The organism is Paenibacillus dendrobii (genome assembly GCF_009807035.1).
Classification (GTDB): Bacteria; Bacillota; Bacilli; order Paenibacillales; family Paenibacillaceae; genus Paenibacillus_AQ; species Paenibacillus_AQ dendrobii.
On sequence record NZ_WUBI01000001.1, the window covers coordinates 280,197 to 298,558 of the forward strand.

An 18,362-nucleotide genomic window follows, 5' to 3' on the forward strand; every position below is an offset into this window, starting at 1 on the left:
GGTAAGTCATGGCAAAATACACGCCAATGATTGAACAATATTTAACAGTTAAGGAACAAGCCCAAGATGCTTTCCTTTTTTTTCGTTTAGGTGACTTTTATGAAATGTTTTTTGAAGATGCCATTAAGGCATCCAGAGAGCTTGAGATCACGCTGACTGGCCGTGAAGGCGGGGGTGAAGAGCGTATACCGATGTGCGGTGTGCCTTACCATTCTGCCGAAGGCTACATTCAGCGTTTGATCGAGAAGGGCTATAAAGTGGCGATTTGCGAACAGATGGAAGATCCCACCGTCACAAAAGGTATGGTACGAAGAGAAATTGTCCGCGTGGTGACCCCGGGTACGATTATGGAAGGGAAAACCATCGCCGACAAATCCAATAATTATTTGGTATGCGTAACCGAAAGTGACCGGATGATGTCGCTTGCCGCATGTGATATTTCAACGGGTGAGCTGTACGTGACTTCGGTTCCTTCTTCTGTCGAATGGCTGCGGGATGAGATAGGCATTTACGAACCGTCGGAAATGATCGGGGACAGCAGCATGCTGGAGCTGATTCAGGCGGAGCAAATCCAGTGGAGCCGTCCCGTCGTATATACGCCTTGGGAGAAGCAAGATGAAAGGCTGGTTAGGAGTCAATTTGGAGAGGCAGCCTGGGCCAGATTGGACCCTGAACGCCAACACTGCGTGGCGGTCCTCATATCTTATCTGAGTGAAACTCAGCGGCGCTCTTTGGGCCAGTTGACGCAGTTCTCGCCTTATGAGCCTGGGCATTACATGATTTTGGACCCGTTCACGCGGCGTAATCTGGAGCTTGTAGAAACGGTTCGCGACCGTTCGAAGAAAGGATCGCTCCTGTGGCTGCTCGATCGATCCCAGACATCGATGGGGGCAAGGCTCTTGCGGAGATGGATTGATAAACCGCTGCTGAATCTCAAGCCGATTGAAGAACGGTTGGAGGCAGTGGATCATCTTTATAACCAGTTTATCTTGCGTGAGGACCTGAAGGGCTCTTTGAATGAAATCTATGACTTGGAGCGTCTTGTGGCACGGATCGCATTCGGTAATGCCAACGGACGCGATTTAAACGCCTTAAAGGTATCGCTGCAGCAGATTCCTGCTCTTAAGGAGCTCTGCGCATCCTCATCATCTTCCACGCTGCGGCGAATTGCGGGAGAAATGGATGAATGCAAGGATCTGAGCGAAGCAATTGAACGGACGATCGTTGAGGACCCTCCGGTTTCCGTACGGGATGGTGGACTTATTAAACCGGGTTGCCATGAACATCTGGATGAACTTAGGGAAGCGAGCGTGAACGGGAAACGATGGATCGCGGAGCTTGAAGCCAAGGAACGAGAAGTTACGGGCATCCGGTCATTGAAGATCGGTTTCAATAAAGTGTTCGGCTATTATATAGAAGTAACCAAGGCTAATGTCGGCTCACTGCCAGATGGCAGGTACGAGCGCAAACAGACGCTGACCAACGCGGAACGTTATGTCACGCCGGAGCTGAAGGAGAAGGAAGGCCTGATTCTGGAAGCCCAGGAAAAAATGGTCGACCTCGAGTATGTTCTTTTCACGGAACTAAGAGAAAGGCTGGCTTCCGAAATATCCAGGCTGCAGCTTCTGGCTGAAAAGGTGGCTGAGCTGGATGTGTATCAATCCTTGGCTGCCGTCAGCGCCGAGCAGGGCTTTGTGAAGCCAATTCTCACGGATGGTTATGATTTGGTCGTTGAAGCCGGTCGCCATCCAGTCGTAGAGGCGGTTATGAAGGAGTCCTCTTTCATTGCCAACGCCACGCAATTGACCCGAAACGAAGCAGGGATTCTGCTGATCACAGGTCCGAACATGGCGGGCAAGAGCACGTATATGCGTCAGGTCGCATTGATATCCATCATGGCGCAAATCGGTTGCTTCGTGCCGGCAGGCAAGGCTGAGGTTCCGATGATTGACCGCATCTTTACGCGAATCGGTGCTGCGGATGACCTCATTGGCGGACAAAGCACATTCATGGTGGAAATGGCGGACATTCAGGTGATGACCGAAAAGGCAACGCCAAGAAGCTTGATCATCATTGACGAATTGGGACGGGGAACCTCGACAAGTGAGGGGATGGCCATAGCCCAGGCGGTCATTGAGTACGTGCATGATACGATCGGCTGTAAATCACTGGTATCCACACATTTCCATGAGCTTGCCCATCTGGAGGACAGTTTGAAAGGGCTGCGAAACTATTCTATGGCCGTGCAGGAAAGCGGAGAGAATGTCCATTTTCTGCGTAAACTCGTTCCAGGACCCGCGGGCAGCAGCTATGGGATATACTGTGCGCGTTTGGCAGGGTTGCCTTCCTCAATCATTGGACGTGCCTACTCGTTGTTGCAGGGAGTGGAACAAGGAGCCGCGCAGGTGGCGGTTAGCCAGGAGATCCCTCAGCAGCCGCTGACGCCTTCTATTGAGGTACCCGCAGTCGCGGAGTTGGAAGCTTCTGAAGGCATAGAAGCAGCTCAGGAGCCTGTAGTAAAGGTAGGCGAGGTTGTACAGTTGTCTATCTTTGGCGAAGAGGAAATGAAGCCTTCTGCCAAAGCTGCGGCTCCTGCGGAGAAGGCTGATCCATCCCTGAACCAGATCGTGGAAACGATTAAAAGCATCGATGTCATGAACATGACGCCGCTACAGGCGATGCAGCTGCTGAATGAGTTGAAAATGAAAGCCAGGAATTTGTAAGATACTTTGGCTTTGATATATAAGGATAAGAAATAGGGGGGTGTCGGATATGGCAAAAATTCATATATTGGACGAGCATATTGCCAACCAGATTGCTGCCGGTGAAGTGGTGGAGCGTCCGGCTTCCGTTGTGAAGGAGCTTGTGGAAAACTCTATTGACGCTGGCGCGACCCGCATCGAGGTTCATGTGGAAGAGGGTGGACTGGAAGGTATCCGTGTAACCGATAACGGCTCCGGGATCGAGCCGGATGACTGCGGCACAGCTTTTTACCGCCACGCGACAAGTAAAATCGAAAACAGCCGGGATCTTTTTCATATTACCAGCTTGGGTTTTCGCGGCGAGGCTCTTCCCAGTATCGCGGCAGTAGCGAAAGTCGAACTGGTGACTTCACATCGGGACGACGGCATGGGCCGACGTATCCGGATGGAAGGCGGTAAGCTGCTGGTGGAGGAGGAGACCCCCGCTCCAAGAGGAACCGACATACACGTAAGAGAGCTGTTTTTTAATACGCCGGCAAGACTGAAATATATGAAGACGATTCAGACGGAGCTTGGCCACATCTCGGATTATATGTACAGAATCGCTCTTTCCCATCCGGAAATTGCCATCACGCTCCGACATAATGAGAATCAGCTGATTAAAACGCTGGGGAATGGTGATCTGCTCCAGGTTATCGCAGCGGTATACGGTACGCAGGCGGCCAAAGCAATGCTGCCAATTCAGGCTGAGAATCTAGACTTCGAGCTCAGAGGTTTTGTGAGTCTGCCGGAATGGACCAGATCGAACCGAAATGGCATTTCCACCATTGTTAATGGAAGATACATCCGGAATTACGGACTTAACCAGGCGATACAACGAGCCTATCATACGCTGCTTCCAATCAATAGATTTCCGCTTGCGGTCCTTGAGATCAAGATGCATCCGTCTCTTGTCGATGTGAACGTCCATCCTGCCAAACTGGAAGTGCGATTCAGCAAGGAACAAGAACTGTATCCTTTCGTCGAAGAGAGTATTCACCGCGTCCTGCGTCAAGAGGTCTTGATTCCCCAGGCCGTTAAGCAAAATATCGGCGGCAAGAACAGCAGCTCCTTTGTGCAGGAACAGTTTCATTTTCCGAACCGGAGCTCCCAAGCCGGCGCGGATATAAGCAAAGGAGAGACCGCGGCTTCAAGCGATGCAGCGTTACCTGTGATGAGCTCCGAGCATACTCAGACGAGCCATGTATTAAGCCCCAAAGAGTCTTTCCCGTCCACGCCTCAGGGGCAGCTCAATTCCGGGAACTCTAACGGTTATATGAACCAGGGTCAAGGTCAATGGCTTGCTGGCAATAGCGCGGTCAGAGAAGAGCGTTCAGCTGCTTACAGGGGGAATACAGCACCTCAGCAGCAGCGGAACAGTCAGAGTTCAAATCCTGAGCTGGCCAGCAGGCTGCTGGCTACATCTGCTGACAGTCACGCGGAAATCCCGGCGTTTCCCGAGCTCACGCTGATTGGTCAGCATCATGGCACGTACCTGATTGCTCAGAATGATCAGGGGCTCTATCTGATTGACCAGCATGCGGCGCATGAACGTGTCAATTATGAATTTTTTTATGAAAAATTCGGTCAGCCTGCGGATGCATCGCAGGAGCTTCTCCTGCCGATTACGCTTGAATTCACACCTTCCGAAGCCGCACAACTGAAGGATAAACTCCAGTGGTTTGAGCAGGTAGGCGTATATTTGGAGCATTTCGGAGGGCAAACGTTCCGCGTCCGATCTCATCCTTATTGGTTTCCTAAAGGGGAGGAAAAGGAGCTGATTGAGGAAATGGCTGAATGGGTCCTTGGAGAGCGCATGATCGATCTGGCGAAGCTCAGGGAGAAATCATCCATCCTCTGCTCCTGCAAGGCGTCGATAAAAGCGAATCAAAAGCTGACGGAGCAGGAAGCAGGTACCTTGCTTGACCGGCTTGGGGCATGCAGACAGCCTTATACATGTCCACATGGTCGGCCGATTGTGATTTCCTTTACAACCTATGATTTGGAAAAGCTGTTTAAGCGGGTCATGTAAAAAGAAGGAAATTAGTGAATAACTAATTATGATAGATGATTGGAGACAGACATGATTATTACAACAGGGAACAAGGCCGGAACAGAGATCATAAGCCGCGCCGAAGCCCTGGCATCCCGTACAGGGAGTTTATATGTGCCAAGGCGGCATACATCTCTACCCAAGATGGCGGATCAACATGGGCAAGCTGACATCATCGTTGTGTTAGACAATGGTGCCAGACTAATCAAGGCTGGTGAGGATTCGATGGAATTTCACCCCAGCATGGGATTTGTCAGAGCTAAGAGAATCCTCAAGGGCGAGTGCGATCCCATGCTGGATTCGGCGCTCATGAGCGAGGGTAATAGCGTATTGGATTGCACGGCTGGACTTGGGACGGATGCACTCGTGTTTGCGGTGAAGGGCGGCTTGAATGCGAAGATAACAGCTGTGGAGAGTTCCCCATCATTGGCTGCGCTTCTGTCAGAGGGGCTGGCGCATTATACATCAGGCGTTGAAGAGATCAATGCCGCCATGAGACGCGTCAATGTTCTGAATCGGCATCATTTGGATGTACTGCGTTCTTTGCCGGACGGGAGTATGGACATCGTCTATTTCGATCCGATGTTCCGCGAGCCGCTGATGGATTCCTCGGCAATCCGCCCGCTCCGTTGGTTTGCCAACAACGAACCGCTGAGCGAAGAAAGCATCAGAGAAGCCGTCAGGGTTGCCCGGAAAACGGTGGTGCTTAAGGAAAAATGGGGCAGCGGCGAATTTGCCCGTCTCGGTTTTTCGGAGCATGGGCGCGCCCATTCTAAAATTTCATATGGAGTGATCACCGTTGACAGGAATGAATGCAACTGAGAAAAAAAAACCACTGCTGGTGCTTGTCGGCCCAACCGCCGTTGGTAAAACCAAGCTTAGCATCGAGCTGGCTAAAGAGCTGAACTGCGAGATTATTTCCGGAGATTCGATGCAAGTTTACCGGGAAATGGATATTGGTACAGCTAAAATATCCCAGGAAGAAATGCAGGGAATCCCCCATCATCTGATTGATATTCATTCACCGGATGAGGCGTATTCCGTAGCGGAGTTTCAGGAGCAAAGCCATCGGCTCATACAGGAAATCCACACGCGCGGGAAGTTGCCCTTTATTGTCGGCGGGACAGGCCTTTATGTGGAATCGGTGTGCTACGATTATCAATTTGCGCAGGTCGGGGAAGATAAAGGGTTTCGCGACGAACAGGCTGCTTTCGCAGAGGAGCATGGAGCAGAAGCACTGCATGCCAAGCTATCTGCCGTGGATCCTTTCAGCGCGGACAAACTTCATCCCAATGACCAGAGAAGAATTATTAGGGCTTTGGAAATCTACCATTTGACCGGTATCCCACTTTCGGCCCAGTCGGCTGGGCAAAGACGGGAATCTCCGTATCAATTGTGCCTCGTCGGTTTGACAATGGATAGGCAAATGCTATATAAACGTATTGAAGCCCGCATCGACGAGATGCTGAAGCAGGGTTTGGTAGAAGAAGTGTCTTCGCTGCTGGACAAGGGCTACGGAACAGACCTGGTCTCTATGCAAGGGCTGGGTTATAAGCAAATCATATCCTATCTTCAAGGCCGCGAGTCTTTGGATGAGGCGGTCACGATCCTGAAGAGAGACACACGCCGGTTCGCCAAACGCCAGTTGTCCTGGTTCCGTCACATGAAGGATATCTCATGGGTGGACGTCACGGAGCCCGTAAATTTTTCTGCTAAATTGGCGGAAATCCGTGATATAATAGCAGGAAAGTTTCTCTCAAATCTTGAATATACTTCAAAACAATCTAAATGAAACGTTGGGGGTACGGGTAAATGAACAAATCCATTAATATCCAGGATACATTTTTAAACCAGCTGCGCAAGGAAAATATCCCTGTGACCATTTTTCTCGTAAACGGATTTCAGATTCGCGGCACCATCAAAGCATTCGATAACTTTACTGTCGTTGTCGATTCAGATGGCAAGCAGCAGATGCTGTTCAAGCACGCTATCTCCACGGTTACGCCTCAACGCAATGTTTCATTGATGCAAGAACCGCAAAATGAGAGCTAACAGACGTAATTTGAAACTTTTTTGGATGATTTTCGTTTAAGTATATAGACTTAGGAAGCCGGCCGAAAATAATTGCTGCGTTTGCTAATGTCTGTAGACATAGGAACAGGAGCGGAGCAACCTTGTCGAGGTTGTTCTTTTCATTCCAAACCAGAATGATCCGAAAGGGAGTCAGGAGGCACCATGGATAACAATAAACTGTCTAGGACGGGAAATAGAAATAAAGAGCAGCCCTCCAAGACGCCAAAAAAGAAAAAGAAAAAAATATCTGGAAAACGAATATTCTGGACTTTGTTTTTTACTTGCGCTTTTGCCGTATTCTGCGCTATAGCCGGTTACTTGTATATTTCGGTGAACGGAGAACGATTGTACCAAGCCAACAAGGATAAAATTACGGTTAACGAAACTTCTAAGGTTTTCGACCGCAACAATGTCCTAATGGGCGAGCTTTCTCTCCAGAAGAGCGATCCGGTGAATAGCGAAGACATTCCTGACCTCCTCAAAAATGCATTCATCGCAACTGAGGATAAGCGGTTTAAGGAGCATAGCGGCGTCGATCTATGGTCGATCGGGCGGGCGGCGGTAAAAGATATCATAGCCCGTTCCAAGGTGGAAGGCGGCAGTACGATTACCCAGCAGCTTGCCAAAAATATCTTCCTGACCCGGGATAAGACATTCTTCCGTAAAGCGACGGAGGTATCCATCGCGCTGGCGCTTGACCGTAACTTGACTAAAGATGAAATCATAACGTTGTACTTGAACCGCATTCCCTTTGGCGGTCAAATATACGGCATTAAAGAAGCTTCCAAATATTATTTCGGTAAAAGCGACTTGAAGGAATTGGATCTGTGGGAAATGGCCACACTTGCGGCGATGCCTAAGGGACCGTCCAAGTATAACCCGCTTCGCAATCCTGAGCTTTCGATGCAGCGCCGCTCGGTCGTCCTGAACCTGATGGCCGAACAGGGTTACATCACTCAGGCCCAGGCGGAAGATGCTAAGAAGGTCGTATACGACTATGAGCCGCCGAAGAAGAAGCAAAACTATCAGAACTTTATGGACTACGTCATGAATGAAGCCGAAGACGTGACCGGTCTCAGCGAAGACGATCTGAACATCGGCGGATACAAAATCTACACGACCATGGACGCCAACGCCCAAAAGGTGCTGGAAAAAGAATTTGCTGATGCATCCAACTTTGAGAAGAGCCCGGATGATCAGCCCGTGCAAGGATCGATGGTTATCATGAACCAGGAGAATGGCTCACTGGTGGCGCTTCTGGGCGGCCGTGACTATGAACGCAAGGGATACAGTCGCGTGACCAACAGCCGCCGTCAACCGGGGTCAGCATTCAAACCGATCGTTTCCTATGCACCGGCACTGGAAAGCGGAAATTTCACTATGAACTCACAGCTAAGCAACAAAAAGCAATGTTTTGGAAAGTATTGTCCTGGCAATCTCCACGGTTATTCAGACACCATCGGAATGGCCGATGCGATTACGAAGTCTGAAAACATACCAGCGGTTTGGCTGCTTAATCAAATTGGTGTTAAGACTGGTTTCAATTTTGCGACGAAGCTTGGTATTCAGCTGACGGACGATGACAAAAACCTTGCAATGGCGCTTGGTGGTATCAGCAAAGGTACCAATACGCTGGAAATGGCTCAAGCCTACAGCGCTTTTGCTAACGGCGGCACGTTTAATAAAGCTTTTTCGATCAAACAGATTAAAGACAGCGACGATAAAACGGTCTATGCGCATAAAGACGCCGGTAAGAAGGTGATGGGCGAAGATACGGCTTATCAATTGACCCAAATGATGCAAGAGGTCGTGAATAGCGGAACAGGCAAAAAAGCTAAAATCAGCAGACCCGTAGCAGGTAAAACGGGCACGACGCAAAGCGGCATTTCCGGATCGAAGTCAAACCGTGATGTGTGGTTTGTCGGCTATACGCCGGAACTTACCGCAGCCGTTTGGATGGGATATGATAATCCGGACAAAACCCATCTGCTTCACAACAGCAGTCCGCTTGCAGCGGCTTTCTGGGGTAAAGTCATGGAGCAGGCTCTGACTCAATTCCCAGCGAAGGAATTTAAAAAGCCGGAAAACATGAAAACGCCTGAACCGCCACCTGTTGAAGAAACAACGGGTTCTGTCAGCGGGCTGACAGGCAGCTATAGTCCGGATACACAAACCGTATCCCTGTCCTGGAATCCGGTAGAAAGCGGTGACGTTACTTACCGGTTATACCGGAAAGAGTCATCGGAACCGAATTATACGATGATACAAGGTGACATATCTTCGACGAGTGTAGAAGATCTTGGAGCGTTGACAGGACTCAATTATGAGTACTATGTGACGGCTGTATCCAGAGATACTGGAGATGAGTCGGATCCATCCAACGTGTTTACGATTCAGATCCAGGGCCCACCTGAAGAACAGCTTCCACCTGATGAAAATACAGGGGATAACGGCCAAAATGGTAATGTCGATCAGGGCCAAAATCCGGATGGAAACTCGAGTAACGATCAGGGTAATGGAAACCAGGGGAACGGCAGCAATAACGGCAACAATAATGGAAACAACAATGGTAACGGAAGCAATAATGGTAATAACGGTAACAATGGAAATAACGGTAATGGTAATGGTAATGGAAATCCAAGTGGCGGAACTGGCAATGGAACCGATCAAGGTGGTGACCAGGGCAGCGGCTCGGGTGCCGGGGATGGCAACATCGATAACGGCACGATCGTTCCTCCGGATAACGGAAGCGGAACGGATACGGGTGGTAACGTGAATGGCACTAAAAAACCGGATAACATTGGTTCAGGACCGTTTGAGGATGAAACAAATCCGTAAGAATAAGGAATGTAGTACATGAAAAGAGCTCCCTAACGGGGGCTTTTTTCATTTTTTACTTATACAATGGTGTGCGGTTGCGATATATTATTTAATGTAAACATTTTGAGTGTGTTTCATAAATGTGATAAGCTGAAGCTAACATATTGGAGAGGGAAATTTCCATGAAACGAAAATTTGGAGATCGAGCGAATTGGCGCCGGATTTCCCGCCGGCGATTTGCCTGCCGTTATGTCGAAAGTGAAGCTTTTACCGGGTACATAACGCTCTACACGATATACAATTTGAAGGAACCTCTATGGAAACATTACGGGACACATACGTATCGAATTGCCGATAAGGGCTACTCATGGCTGCAGTATTTTCCGAAAAACAGCCATTATATCGTTACGGCTATGTTCGATGAACGTCAGGAAATCGTTCAATGGTACATAGACACCTGCAAGACGCAAGGCGTAACCGAGCAGGGAGTTCCTTGGTTTGACGATCTATATTTGGATATTGTCGTACTTCGGAATGGAGAAGTCTTCCTGTTGGATGAGGATGAACTGGAGGAAGCCTTAAACCGAGGTGTCATCACACATGATGACTACATGCTTTCGACGACTACAGCACGGGAAGTTCTGCATGACATTAAGGCGCATAAGTTTCCCTATTTTGTGATGTCCTTAGATCATCGAAAACGGCTGTTTGAGAATGGAGAGTTCAGGAGGAAATCATGACGATGTCTGAACAGGGGCCAGTGCTCGTGTCTAGAAAGAAGCGCTCCCCGATGAAGATCACGTTTTATTGCTTTGTTGTCTTGGTCATTCTCGGACTGCTGTGGTCCGGAACTGTGTGGTGGAAGATGGAGAGTGCTCAAAGCTCCAGTCTGCAAGGCACCAGCGATGTCGGTATTGTTCTGGGTGCTTCCATGTGGGGGGATTCGCCAAGCCCGGGTCTCAAGGAACGGCTGGACGAAGCACTGAAGCTGTATCAGGAAAAGAAGTTTGCCATGATGATTGTAAGCGGCGGATTGGACAAGCCGGAATACAAGTATACAGAAGCGGAAGGCATGAGGAACTATCTGGTAGCCCATGGGGTTCCTGAGTCTTCCATCATATTGGAAAATAAGGCTCGCAGCACCTATGAGAATTTATTATACAGCCAGAAAATCATGCAAGAGCGCGGCTACGCTAGTGCGGTGATCATCACGCATCAATATCATGGCATGCGCTCAAGAGACATTGCAAATTATTTGAACTATGCGGATCTTAAGCTCGGTTTGACGGAATCGCGTACGCTTCAGATGAAATATCACAAGCCCAGAGAGGTACTGGCCTACTCCAAATGGAAAGTCGATGAACTTCTGCTTTGGCTTGGCTGGAAAAAGCCTTGAAACTGCTAATAACCACACCTCAAGTAGAATACATTGAATAGAGAATACATCTTGCGTGGATATGAGGTGATGGTTGCATGAACGGGCGTGTTGCGGCCGCGAACGGCCAGCCGGAAGGCGGGCTTTCCAGAACAATCAATGTGATTCTGCGCAACCAGGGGCCTCCTGTACTCAGCAGCTCGGTTCCAGCACATGTTGCATCAGGAATTCGAAAAAGAGCTGAAAAAGCTCGGCAGCCTGGAGAGCATTAAGGAATTTGGATTTGAAATTTATGCCCAGCTAAGCCTTCTCCTCAAAACTGGATAATGGATTTTCCCCAAGTATATGCTCTTTACAAAGTAAAAAAAATTCGCTAAAACGAAAACTAAAGATCGTATGGATTTAGTTACCTATTCAAAACAGGTTTTAAGCGAGATTGCCATTCAGGAGACATAATCTACTGTCTTGTGATGTTAAAATCGAATATGAGCCATTCTGGACGGTCTCAGACTCAAGTAAATTACCCCTCACACTTTTTCGGATTTCTGAGGGGTGATTGTATTCTTTTGGGCATATCATTAGTTACTTTGCTCTTTGATAAAGTTCGGCACCAGTGACGATCTGTCAGATTTATTTCATGTTCGTGCTTAGCCATTGGATACAATGTTGCTGCGAGGTGATTGATTTGGATGGGAACCTAAGACAAATAACAATTAATGACTCCAGAATGAATATTACATTCAAAAATCAGGAAGAGAAAATGATATCGAGTGAACCAGTCAAGGAAAATACGGCTCACCTCGAACAACTGGAATCGATCAGTTATATCTTTCAAGAACTGAATGACATGGTTGGGCTTGAAAAAGTGAAGGATCTGATATACGAAATTTATGCCTTTTTACAAGTGGAAAAATTGAGACAGGAAATTGGGCTTAAGTCAGGTCATCAGTCGTATCATATGTTATTCAAGGGTAACCCCGGGACGGGTAAGACATCAGTAGCTAGAATCGTAGCCAAATTACTAAAACAAATGGGCATGCTTACAAAAGGACACCTGATTGAAGTGGAACGTGCGGATCTGGTTGGCGAATATATCGGACATACCGCACAGAAAACCAGGGATCTGGTTAAAAAGGCGATCGGAGGCATTCTTTTTATCGATGAAGCCTACAGTCTTGCTCGCGGCGGCGAAAAAGATTTTGGCAAGGAAGCGATCGATTGCCTTGTGAAAGTCATGGAAGACAAGAGCGATGATTTGATCATTATTTTAGCTGGTTACCCTAATGAAATGGATACTTTTCTCGAGACAAATACAGGACTCCCATCTCGGTTTCCCATCAAAATCGATTTTCAGGATTACACCATTGATGAATTAATTCAAATTGCCAACAAAATGGCTAAAGAGCGGGACTATATTTTAACGGCTGAGTCAAGCCGAAAACTAAGAGACATCATACTCGATGAGAAAATCAATGAACTCCATTTTAGCAACGCCAGGTTTGTACGGAATATGATTGAAAAGTCCGTTCGCCATCAAGCTGTTAGATTGATGAGTAAACATGTGAAGTTATCGAGACAGGATTTGATGTGTATTCTTCCTAGAGATTTTATTGACACTGAGAAAGAAAGAGACATGAACCAAGAAAGTGCAATATCATAGAAAAAGCCCCTCAAAAGGAGTTATCCTTAAGAGGGGCTTCACTCATTCCATGAGGAGCATCGACAAACTAAAGAAGGAGGATTCGTTATGGAGATGAAGGATCATCACTCAAAGGATACCATTTTTGAATCTATTAAAAATCTAACAGAACAAGATGCAAAGACTTTCTTGAATTTGATATATGCAACTCTGAGGGATAATGATATTCCGAGTGAAAAATTGATTTCAGATGTATTATCTATTTACGAGGCAAAGATACCGAGAGTAGTTAGTGCTAGACAGAAAAAATGAATAATCGATGTAGATGGACACTTATGTCTAAAAAGCAATGGCTATTTTAGTTCATAACTAAAACAGCCAAACGATTGAAATAATACGTTTGGCCGTTTTCATCTTAATAGACTCGATACAAACTAACAGGTCCTAAACTACCATAAGATCCTTGGAATTCGCCTTTAAGGACATATGTTCCTGAACCGATATAACCTACTGATAACTCGACAGGACTTGGAGTGGTAGGCCCAATATTTACAGTAGTTGAGAAGACTTTACTAAGTTGACCGGCGGGTCCTTTGGAATAAAGCGACAATTCAACCGTTTCATTTGTAGTACTCCATAGTCCAACACTCAATTTATGTTGAGCTGATTGGCTAACTGTTAAATCAGATGATGTTGCAGTATAGGCAGCAAATGCGCTGGTAGAGAAAGAGAAGCACGCTATTAATAAGATCAGGATAACTTTTTTCATTTTTTCACCTCCTTTCATTTTATGATGCATGAATAAGATAAAAATTGTAAAAAAGTAATATTTTAACTATTGTATCAAAATAAAGATTTAATGCATATATATTTAATTTTTTAATTCTGTTAGGCGCCAAGAACATGTATGAAATGCTTTTATTAGTTTCCATTAAGTAAAGTTTATCCTTAGTACTCCATGAGAAAAGCGATATGAAACTTATTTAGCGGATTCAAAAGAATGATTACAAGAGCCTTTATAAATAAGGTAATATTAAATGAGATATCGGAGCTGATTGCCAAGGAAAGAGACTACGTTTGGTTACCGAGGGCGATAATAAAATTAAAAAAACATCTGATATAAAAAACGAAACCTAACATGCCTTCAGCAATGCCGGGTACGAGCACTGAAGGGTAATGGAGAAGGGGCACTCATTATTGGCACATACCATTCATGATACAAATACACAAATTCTCGATCGCGCTGTTTTGGTTAGTCTGGTAACGGATGAAGTTAAACGGTCAGGAATCAACCCGGAGCATTCCCTTCAGGAGCTGGTCAGCTTGGCTGAAACAGCAGGCGTCGAAGTGATGGATGTGATTAGTCAGAACAGGGATGTTCCTGATGCTCGCTGGCTGATTGGGAAGGGAAAGGTTGAGGAACTAAGAATCTCGATTGATACCCTCCAAGCGAACACAGCTATATTTGACCACGATTTGTCCGGAGCCCAAGTCCGCAATTTGGAACAAAGCCTGGATGTCAAAATTATTGACCGAACGCAGCTGATCCTGGATATATTCGCCCAACGCGCCAAGACGCGAGAAGGTATTATACAGGTTGAGCTGGCTCAGTTGTCTTATCTGTTACCGCGCTTGTCGGGACATGGCAAAAATCTGTCGCGCCTCGGCGGGGGCATCGGAACCCGTGGACCGGGCGAGAGCAAGCTGGAAACGGACAGACGTCATATCCGTGGACGGATTGGAGAACTGAAAAGGCAGCTTGAAGCTGTGACTAAACACCGTAAATTGTACCGTGGACGGAGGCAAAAAAGCGGTGTGATCCAAATTGCTCTCGTCGGATACACCAATGCCGGTAAATCCACACTGCTCAAACAGCTTACCCGTGCTGAGGTATATATTGAAAACCAGCTGTTTGCAACGCTGGATCCAACTTCACGTATTTTGGAGCTGCCAGGGGGCAGCGAGGTTATTTTAACGGATACGGTTGGATTCATTCAAAACCTGCCGCATGATCTCATTGCTGCCTTTCGCGCTACCCTCGAGGAAGCCAATGAGGCAGATTTGATTGTGCATGTGGTGGATGCTTCTTCACCGATGCGGGACGAACAAATGGTTGTCGTAGACTCCATTCTGGAAGAATTGGGAGCTGCGGATAAACCGCAGCTGATTCTTTTTAACAAGACCGATATCTGTACGAAGGAGCAGCTTGAAATGTTGCCTTCCGGGCCGGGATATTTGAAAATCAGTGCCTTGAATTCAGAGGATTTGCAGAGGTTAATGCATGAAATCCAAAACCGTTTATCCGGGGGGATTCTGACGTTTCGAATACCGCCGGAAGACGGCAACGCCATGTCTGTGCTATACCGTGTAGGAGATGTGGTTGGGCAGCAGGCCGAAGAAAATGATATGATCTATAAAGTACAGGTTCACAAGCCTGATTACGAGAAATGGGGATATAAGCTTCATCCGTATCTTGTAAAAGATTGAATGCAATGACTTGGAGGAGAAATTCGGAGACATGATAAAATTTACAGATGAGCTGGAACAATGGATGGAAACCGCTGAAGAGCGGATCGAGGGACAATTTCGCAAGCTGGACCGTATTATCGATCAGAACCAATGGAAGGTTATTGAAGCATTTCAACATCATAAGGTTAGTGATTTCCATTTTGCCGGCTCTACAGGTTATGCTTATAATGACCGTGGCAGAGAGGTGCTGGATTTGGTATATGCGGACGTATTTGGAGCGGAAGCCGCTCTGGTACGCCCGCATTTTGCTTCGGGTACGCATACCATTTCTACAGCACTTTTTGGCGTGCTCAGACCTGGAGACGAGCTATTTTATATCACGGGGCGCCCTTACGATACGCTGCATAAGGTCATCGGAAAAAAAGGGGATGGGACCGGATCGCTTCAGGATTTTGGCATTACATATCGAGAAGCCGCATTAACGGAGGACGGTGGAATCGATTGGGATGCAGTCCGTAGCGGAATTCAAGAATCAACGAAAGTGATTGGAATTCAGCGCTCACGCGGTTACGACTGGCGTTCCTCCTTTACGGTGAATGAAATTGGTGAAATGGTGAAGAGGGTTAAAGAAATCAAACCTGACGTGATTGTTTTCGTAGATAACTGTTATGGGGAATTTACCGAGGTGCTGGAGCCAACGCAGGTTGGAGCGGATCTAATTGCAGGTTCGCTCATTAAAAATCCGGGCGGAGGCATCGCCGAAACAGGAGGATACATCTGCGGGAAGCAGAACTACGTGGATCTCTGCGCATACCGCCTGACAGCGCCTGGCATCGGCAGTGAAGTGGGGGCCATGCTTGGCACGACTCGTGGAATTTATCAAGGTTTGTTCATGGCACCGACGTTGGTTGGACAAGCTTTAAAGGGAAGTATTTTTGCGGCGGCCATGTTTGAACAAGCTGGGTTCGTCACCAAGCCGGCATGGAATGAAACGCGAACCGATCTGATTCAAGCGATTTCGTTCACTAGCGCGGAGCATTTGATTGCATTTGTGCAAGGCATCCAGCGTGCGGCTGCAGTCGACAGCCATGTGGTCCCCGAACCGTGGGACATGCCTGGTTATGAGCATCCAGTGATCATGGCTGCGGGCACCTTCATCCAAGGCGGAAGTCTCGAATTATCTGCTGACGCACCGATCCGGGAACCTTTCATCGGGTACATGCAAGGCGGCTTGACATACTCTCATGTCAAATTTGGAGTCATGTTAGCTCTGCAAACGATGAAAGAACAAAAATTATTGTAAGTTTATCTGACATGTTATTGACGCATAAGATCAGGAAATGTACAATATGAGTGAGAAAAGTTTACTGGAAGGTAGAGATGAGTCATGGGTGATGATATTCGCAGAAACATGGCATTATTCCCGATTGGTATTGTTATGAAACTGACCGATTTGTCAGCCAGACAAATCCGGTACTATGAGCAGCATAGCCTGATTGTTCCTGCGCGCACCTCGGGCAATCAACGATTATTCTCTTTCAATGACGTTGAAAGATTGCTGGAGATTAAGTCTTTGATTGAGAAGGGTGTTAATATCGCTGGTATTAAACAGGTGATGAACCCGGTATCCAAGGAATCCGAGGAAGCGACCGTAATTACTCCGGACACGGAAGTGAAACGAAAAGAAATGTCAGAATCCCAATTGCACCGCTTGCTGAAGCAGCAGCTCGTTTCAGGTAAGAGACCGGGGCAGGTATCACTGATCCAAGGTGAATTATCCCGGTTTTTTAATAAAAAATAATATGATTCAATAATGGAAAGGGAGAGGTTCTTGTGAGCTATACTAAAGAAGATATTCTGCGCATTGCCGAGGAAGAGAATGTACGTTTCATCCGCCTTCAATTTACGGATTTGCTGGGAACAATTAAAAATGTAGAAATTCCAGTAAGCCAATTGAAAAAAGCAGTTGACAATAAAATGATGTTCGATGGTTCTTCCATCGAGGGTTATGTTCGTATTGAAGAATCCGATATGTATCTGTATCCGGACCTCGATACATGGGTTATTTTCCCTTGGGTAACCGAAGACCGTGTTGCACGTCTGATCTGTGATGTTTACATGCCGGACGGCACTCCATTCGACGGAGATCCGCGCGGTATTTTGAAACGCAACCTGAAGGAAGCCGAAGCTATGGGATACACTTCCATGAACGTCGGTCCGGAACCGGAATTCTTCTTGTTCAAAACCGATGAAAAAGGCAACCCAACGATGGAACTGAATGACCAAGGCGGATACTTTGACCTTGCGCCAACAGATCTCGGCGAAAACTGTCGTCGTGAAATCGTGCTTACCCTGGAAGAAATGGGCTTTGAAATCGAAGCTTCCCACCACGAAGTGGCTCCTGGTCAGCATGAAATTGACTTTAAATATGAAGATGCTATTAAAGCGGCGGATCAAATCCAAACCTTTAAATTGGTTGTTAAAACCATTGCCCGTCAGCATGGCCTCCATGCAACCTTTATGCCTAAACCGCTCTTCGGCGTGAACGGCTCTGGTATGCACTGTCACCAATCGCTGTTCAAAGGCAACGAAAATGCATTCTATGATGAGTCTGATGAACTTGGCCTTAGCAAAGTAGCGCGTTATTACATGGCGGGTATTCTGAAGCACGCACGTGCTTTTGCCGCAATCACCAACCCAACCGTGAATTCTTACAAACGTCTGGTTCCTGGTTATGAAGCCCCTTGCTATGTAGCATGGTCCGGCAGCAACCGCAGCCCGATGATCCGTATCCCGGCTTCCCGTGGTCTTAGTACCCGCGTAGAAGTTCGTAACCCGGATCCAGCTGCGAACCCTTACCTGGCACTGGCTGTAATGCTGCGCGCCGGTTTGAACGGTATCAGCAAAGAGATGGCTCTTCCAGCTCCAATCGACCGCAACATCTATGTGATGTCCGAAGAAGAGCGCATCGAAGAAGGCATTCCAAGCCTGCCTGCTGATCTGAAAGAAGCACTCAACGAAATGGTTCGCGATGAAGTGGTCATCGAAGCACTTGGCGAACATGCATTGTCCCACTTCTACGAATTGAAAGAAATCGAATGGGATATGTACCGGACGCAAGTTCACCAATGGGAACGCGATCAATACATGACTCTGTACTAGGATTTGAAAAACCCCTTGCACTAATGGTGC

At 47.2% G+C, this 18,362-nt stretch carries 16 protein-coding genes; 15 read left to right on the forward strand and 1 reads right to left on the reverse strand.

Features of this window, described 5'->3' with window-relative positions; translation table 11 throughout:
- Positions 1-8: 8 nt before the first annotated feature.
- The 11 genes from mutS to GRF59_RS01180 all read left to right on the forward strand — a co-directional run bounded on the left by mutS (position 9) and on the right by GRF59_RS01180 (position 13,013).
- Positions 9-2,723: a DNA mismatch repair protein MutS gene (mutS, locus tag GRF59_RS01130; RefSeq protein WP_160495840.1), complete on the forward strand. Its 2,715-nt coding sequence runs from the start codon at positions 9-11 to the stop codon at positions 2,721-2,723.
- Positions 2,724-2,772: 49 nt separating this feature from the next.
- A complete protein-coding gene (mutL, locus tag GRF59_RS01135; RefSeq protein WP_160495841.1) occupies positions 2,773-4,773 on the forward strand; it encodes a DNA mismatch repair endonuclease MutL in 2,001 nt (666 codons plus the stop codon).
- A 51-nt stretch (positions 4,774-4,824) separates the two neighbouring features.
- The gene (locus GRF59_RS01140; RefSeq protein WP_160495842.1) at positions 4,825-5,616 is read left to right on the forward strand and encodes a class I SAM-dependent methyltransferase; all 792 of its coding nucleotides are present in this window, start codon (positions 4,825-4,827) and stop codon (positions 5,614-5,616) included.
- Entirely contained in the window at positions 5,603-6,586 is a 984-nt protein-coding gene (gene miaA, locus GRF59_RS01145) for a tRNA (adenosine(37)-N6)-dimethylallyltransferase MiaA (protein WP_160498062.1), read from the forward strand. Before GRF59_RS01140 ends, miaA begins: the two co-directional genes overlap by 14 nt.
- 20 nt (positions 6,587-6,606) lie before the next feature.
- Positions 6,607-6,846 (forward strand): RNA chaperone Hfq, encoded by a 240-nt coding sequence (gene hfq / locus GRF59_RS01150; RefSeq protein WP_160495843.1) that lies wholly within the window; start codon positions 6,607-6,609, stop codon positions 6,844-6,846.
- 183 nt (positions 6,847-7,029) lie between these two features.
- Positions 7,030-9,705: a penicillin-binding protein 1A gene (locus tag GRF59_RS01155; RefSeq protein WP_160495844.1), complete on the forward strand. Its 2,676-nt coding sequence runs from the start codon at positions 7,030-7,032 to the stop codon at positions 9,703-9,705.
- Positions 9,706-9,869: 164 nt separating this feature from the next.
- Positions 9,870-10,427, forward strand: a complete 558-nt coding sequence (locus GRF59_RS01160) for a ribonuclease FAU-1 family protein (protein ID WP_160495845.1) — start codon at positions 9,870-9,872, stop codon at positions 10,425-10,427.
- Positions 10,424-11,083 (forward strand): YdcF family protein, encoded by a 660-nt coding sequence (locus GRF59_RS01165; protein ID WP_237391579.1) that lies wholly within the window; start codon positions 10,424-10,426, stop codon positions 11,081-11,083. Before GRF59_RS01160 ends, GRF59_RS01165 begins: the two co-directional genes overlap by 4 nt.
- 77 nt (positions 11,084-11,160) lie before the next feature.
- Positions 11,161-11,334 (forward strand): hypothetical protein, encoded by a 174-nt coding sequence (locus tag GRF59_RS01170; protein ID WP_160495846.1) that lies wholly within the window; start codon positions 11,161-11,163, stop codon positions 11,332-11,334.
- A 455-nt stretch (positions 11,335-11,789) separates the two neighbouring features.
- Entirely contained in the window at positions 11,790-12,722 is a 933-nt protein-coding gene (locus GRF59_RS01175) for an AAA family ATPase (RefSeq protein WP_160495847.1), read from the forward strand.
- An 87-nt stretch (positions 12,723-12,809) separates the two neighbouring features.
- Positions 12,810-13,013 (forward strand): hypothetical protein, encoded by a 204-nt coding sequence (locus GRF59_RS01180; RefSeq protein WP_160495848.1) that lies wholly within the window; start codon positions 12,810-12,812, stop codon positions 13,011-13,013.
- A 103-nt stretch (positions 13,014-13,116) separates the two neighbouring features.
- On the opposite strand, the gene GRF59_RS01185 is transcribed toward GRF59_RS01180, so the two are convergent.
- The gene (locus tag GRF59_RS01185; protein ID WP_160495849.1) at positions 13,117-13,470 is read right to left on the reverse strand and encodes a hypothetical protein; all 354 of its coding nucleotides are present in this window, start codon (positions 13,468-13,470) and stop codon (positions 13,117-13,119) included.
- Between the two features lie 428 nt (positions 13,471-13,898).
- On the opposite strand from GRF59_RS01185, the gene hflX reads away from it, so the two are divergent.
- From hflX to glnA, 4 genes are all read left to right on the forward strand, one after another.
- Entirely contained in the window at positions 13,899-15,188 is a 1,290-nt protein-coding gene (gene hflX / locus GRF59_RS01190) for a GTPase HflX (protein WP_160495850.1), read from the forward strand.
- 31 nt (positions 15,189-15,219) lie between these two features.
- Positions 15,220-16,473 (forward strand): methionine gamma-lyase family protein, encoded by a 1,254-nt coding sequence (locus tag GRF59_RS01195; RefSeq protein ID WP_160495851.1) that lies wholly within the window; start codon positions 15,220-15,222, stop codon positions 16,471-16,473.
- A gap of 84 nt (positions 16,474-16,557) precedes the next feature.
- Complete coding sequence (locus tag GRF59_RS01200; RefSeq protein ID WP_160495852.1) at positions 16,558-16,971, forward strand: MerR family transcriptional regulator; 414 nt, start codon at positions 16,558-16,560, stop codon at positions 16,969-16,971.
- Between the two features lie 32 nt (positions 16,972-17,003).
- On the forward strand, positions 17,004-18,332 hold the full coding sequence (gene glnA, locus GRF59_RS01205; RefSeq protein WP_160495853.1) for a type I glutamate--ammonia ligase: 1,329 nt from the start codon (positions 17,004-17,006) through the stop codon (positions 18,330-18,332).
- Positions 18,333-18,362 lie beyond the last annotated feature (30 nt).

Excerpts from the sequence above, each read along its gene's own strand:
- GRF59_RS01180 (WP_160495848.1), top strand. The coding sequence starts at position 12,810 with ATGGAGATGAAGGATCATCACTCAAAGGATACCATTTTTGAATCTATT.
- GRF59_RS01160 (WP_160495845.1), top strand. The coding sequence starts at position 9,870 with ATGAAACGAAAATTTGGAGATCGAGCGAATTGGCGCCGGATTTCCCGC.
- GRF59_RS01140 (WP_160495842.1), top strand. The coding sequence starts at position 4,825 with ATGATTATTACAACAGGGAACAAGGCCGGAACAGAGATCATAAGCCGC.
- GRF59_RS01165 (WP_237391579.1), top strand. The coding sequence starts at position 10,424 with ATGACGATGTCTGAACAGGGGCCAGTGCTCGTGTCTAGAAAGAAGCGC.
- GRF59_RS01185 (WP_160495849.1), bottom strand. The coding sequence starts at position 13,470 with ATGAAAAAAGTTATCCTGATCTTATTAATAGCGTGCTTCTCTTTCTCT.
- hfq (WP_160495843.1), top strand. The coding sequence starts at position 6,607 with ATGAACAAATCCATTAATATCCAGGATACATTTTTAAACCAGCTGCGC.
- GRF59_RS01155 (WP_160495844.1), top strand. The coding sequence starts at position 7,030 with ATGGATAACAATAAACTGTCTAGGACGGGAAATAGAAATAAAGAGCAG.
- mutS (WP_160495840.1), top strand. The coding sequence starts at position 9 with ATGGCAAAATACACGCCAATGATTGAACAATATTTAACAGTTAAGGAA.
- mutL (WP_160495841.1), top strand. The coding sequence starts at position 2,773 with ATGGCAAAAATTCATATATTGGACGAGCATATTGCCAACCAGATTGCT.
- GRF59_RS01170 (WP_160495846.1), top strand. The coding sequence starts at position 11,161 with ATGAACGGGCGTGTTGCGGCCGCGAACGGCCAGCCGGAAGGCGGGCTT.
- GRF59_RS01195 (WP_160495851.1), top strand. The coding sequence starts at position 15,220 with ATGATAAAATTTACAGATGAGCTGGAACAATGGATGGAAACCGCTGAA.
- GRF59_RS01200 (WP_160495852.1), top strand. The coding sequence starts at position 16,558 with ATGGGTGATGATATTCGCAGAAACATGGCATTATTCCCGATTGGTATT.
- GRF59_RS01175 (WP_160495847.1), top strand. The coding sequence starts at position 11,790 with ATGAATATTACATTCAAAAATCAGGAAGAGAAAATGATATCGAGTGAA.
- miaA (WP_160498062.1), top strand. The coding sequence starts at position 5,603 with ATGAATGCAACTGAGAAAAAAAAACCACTGCTGGTGCTTGTCGGCCCA.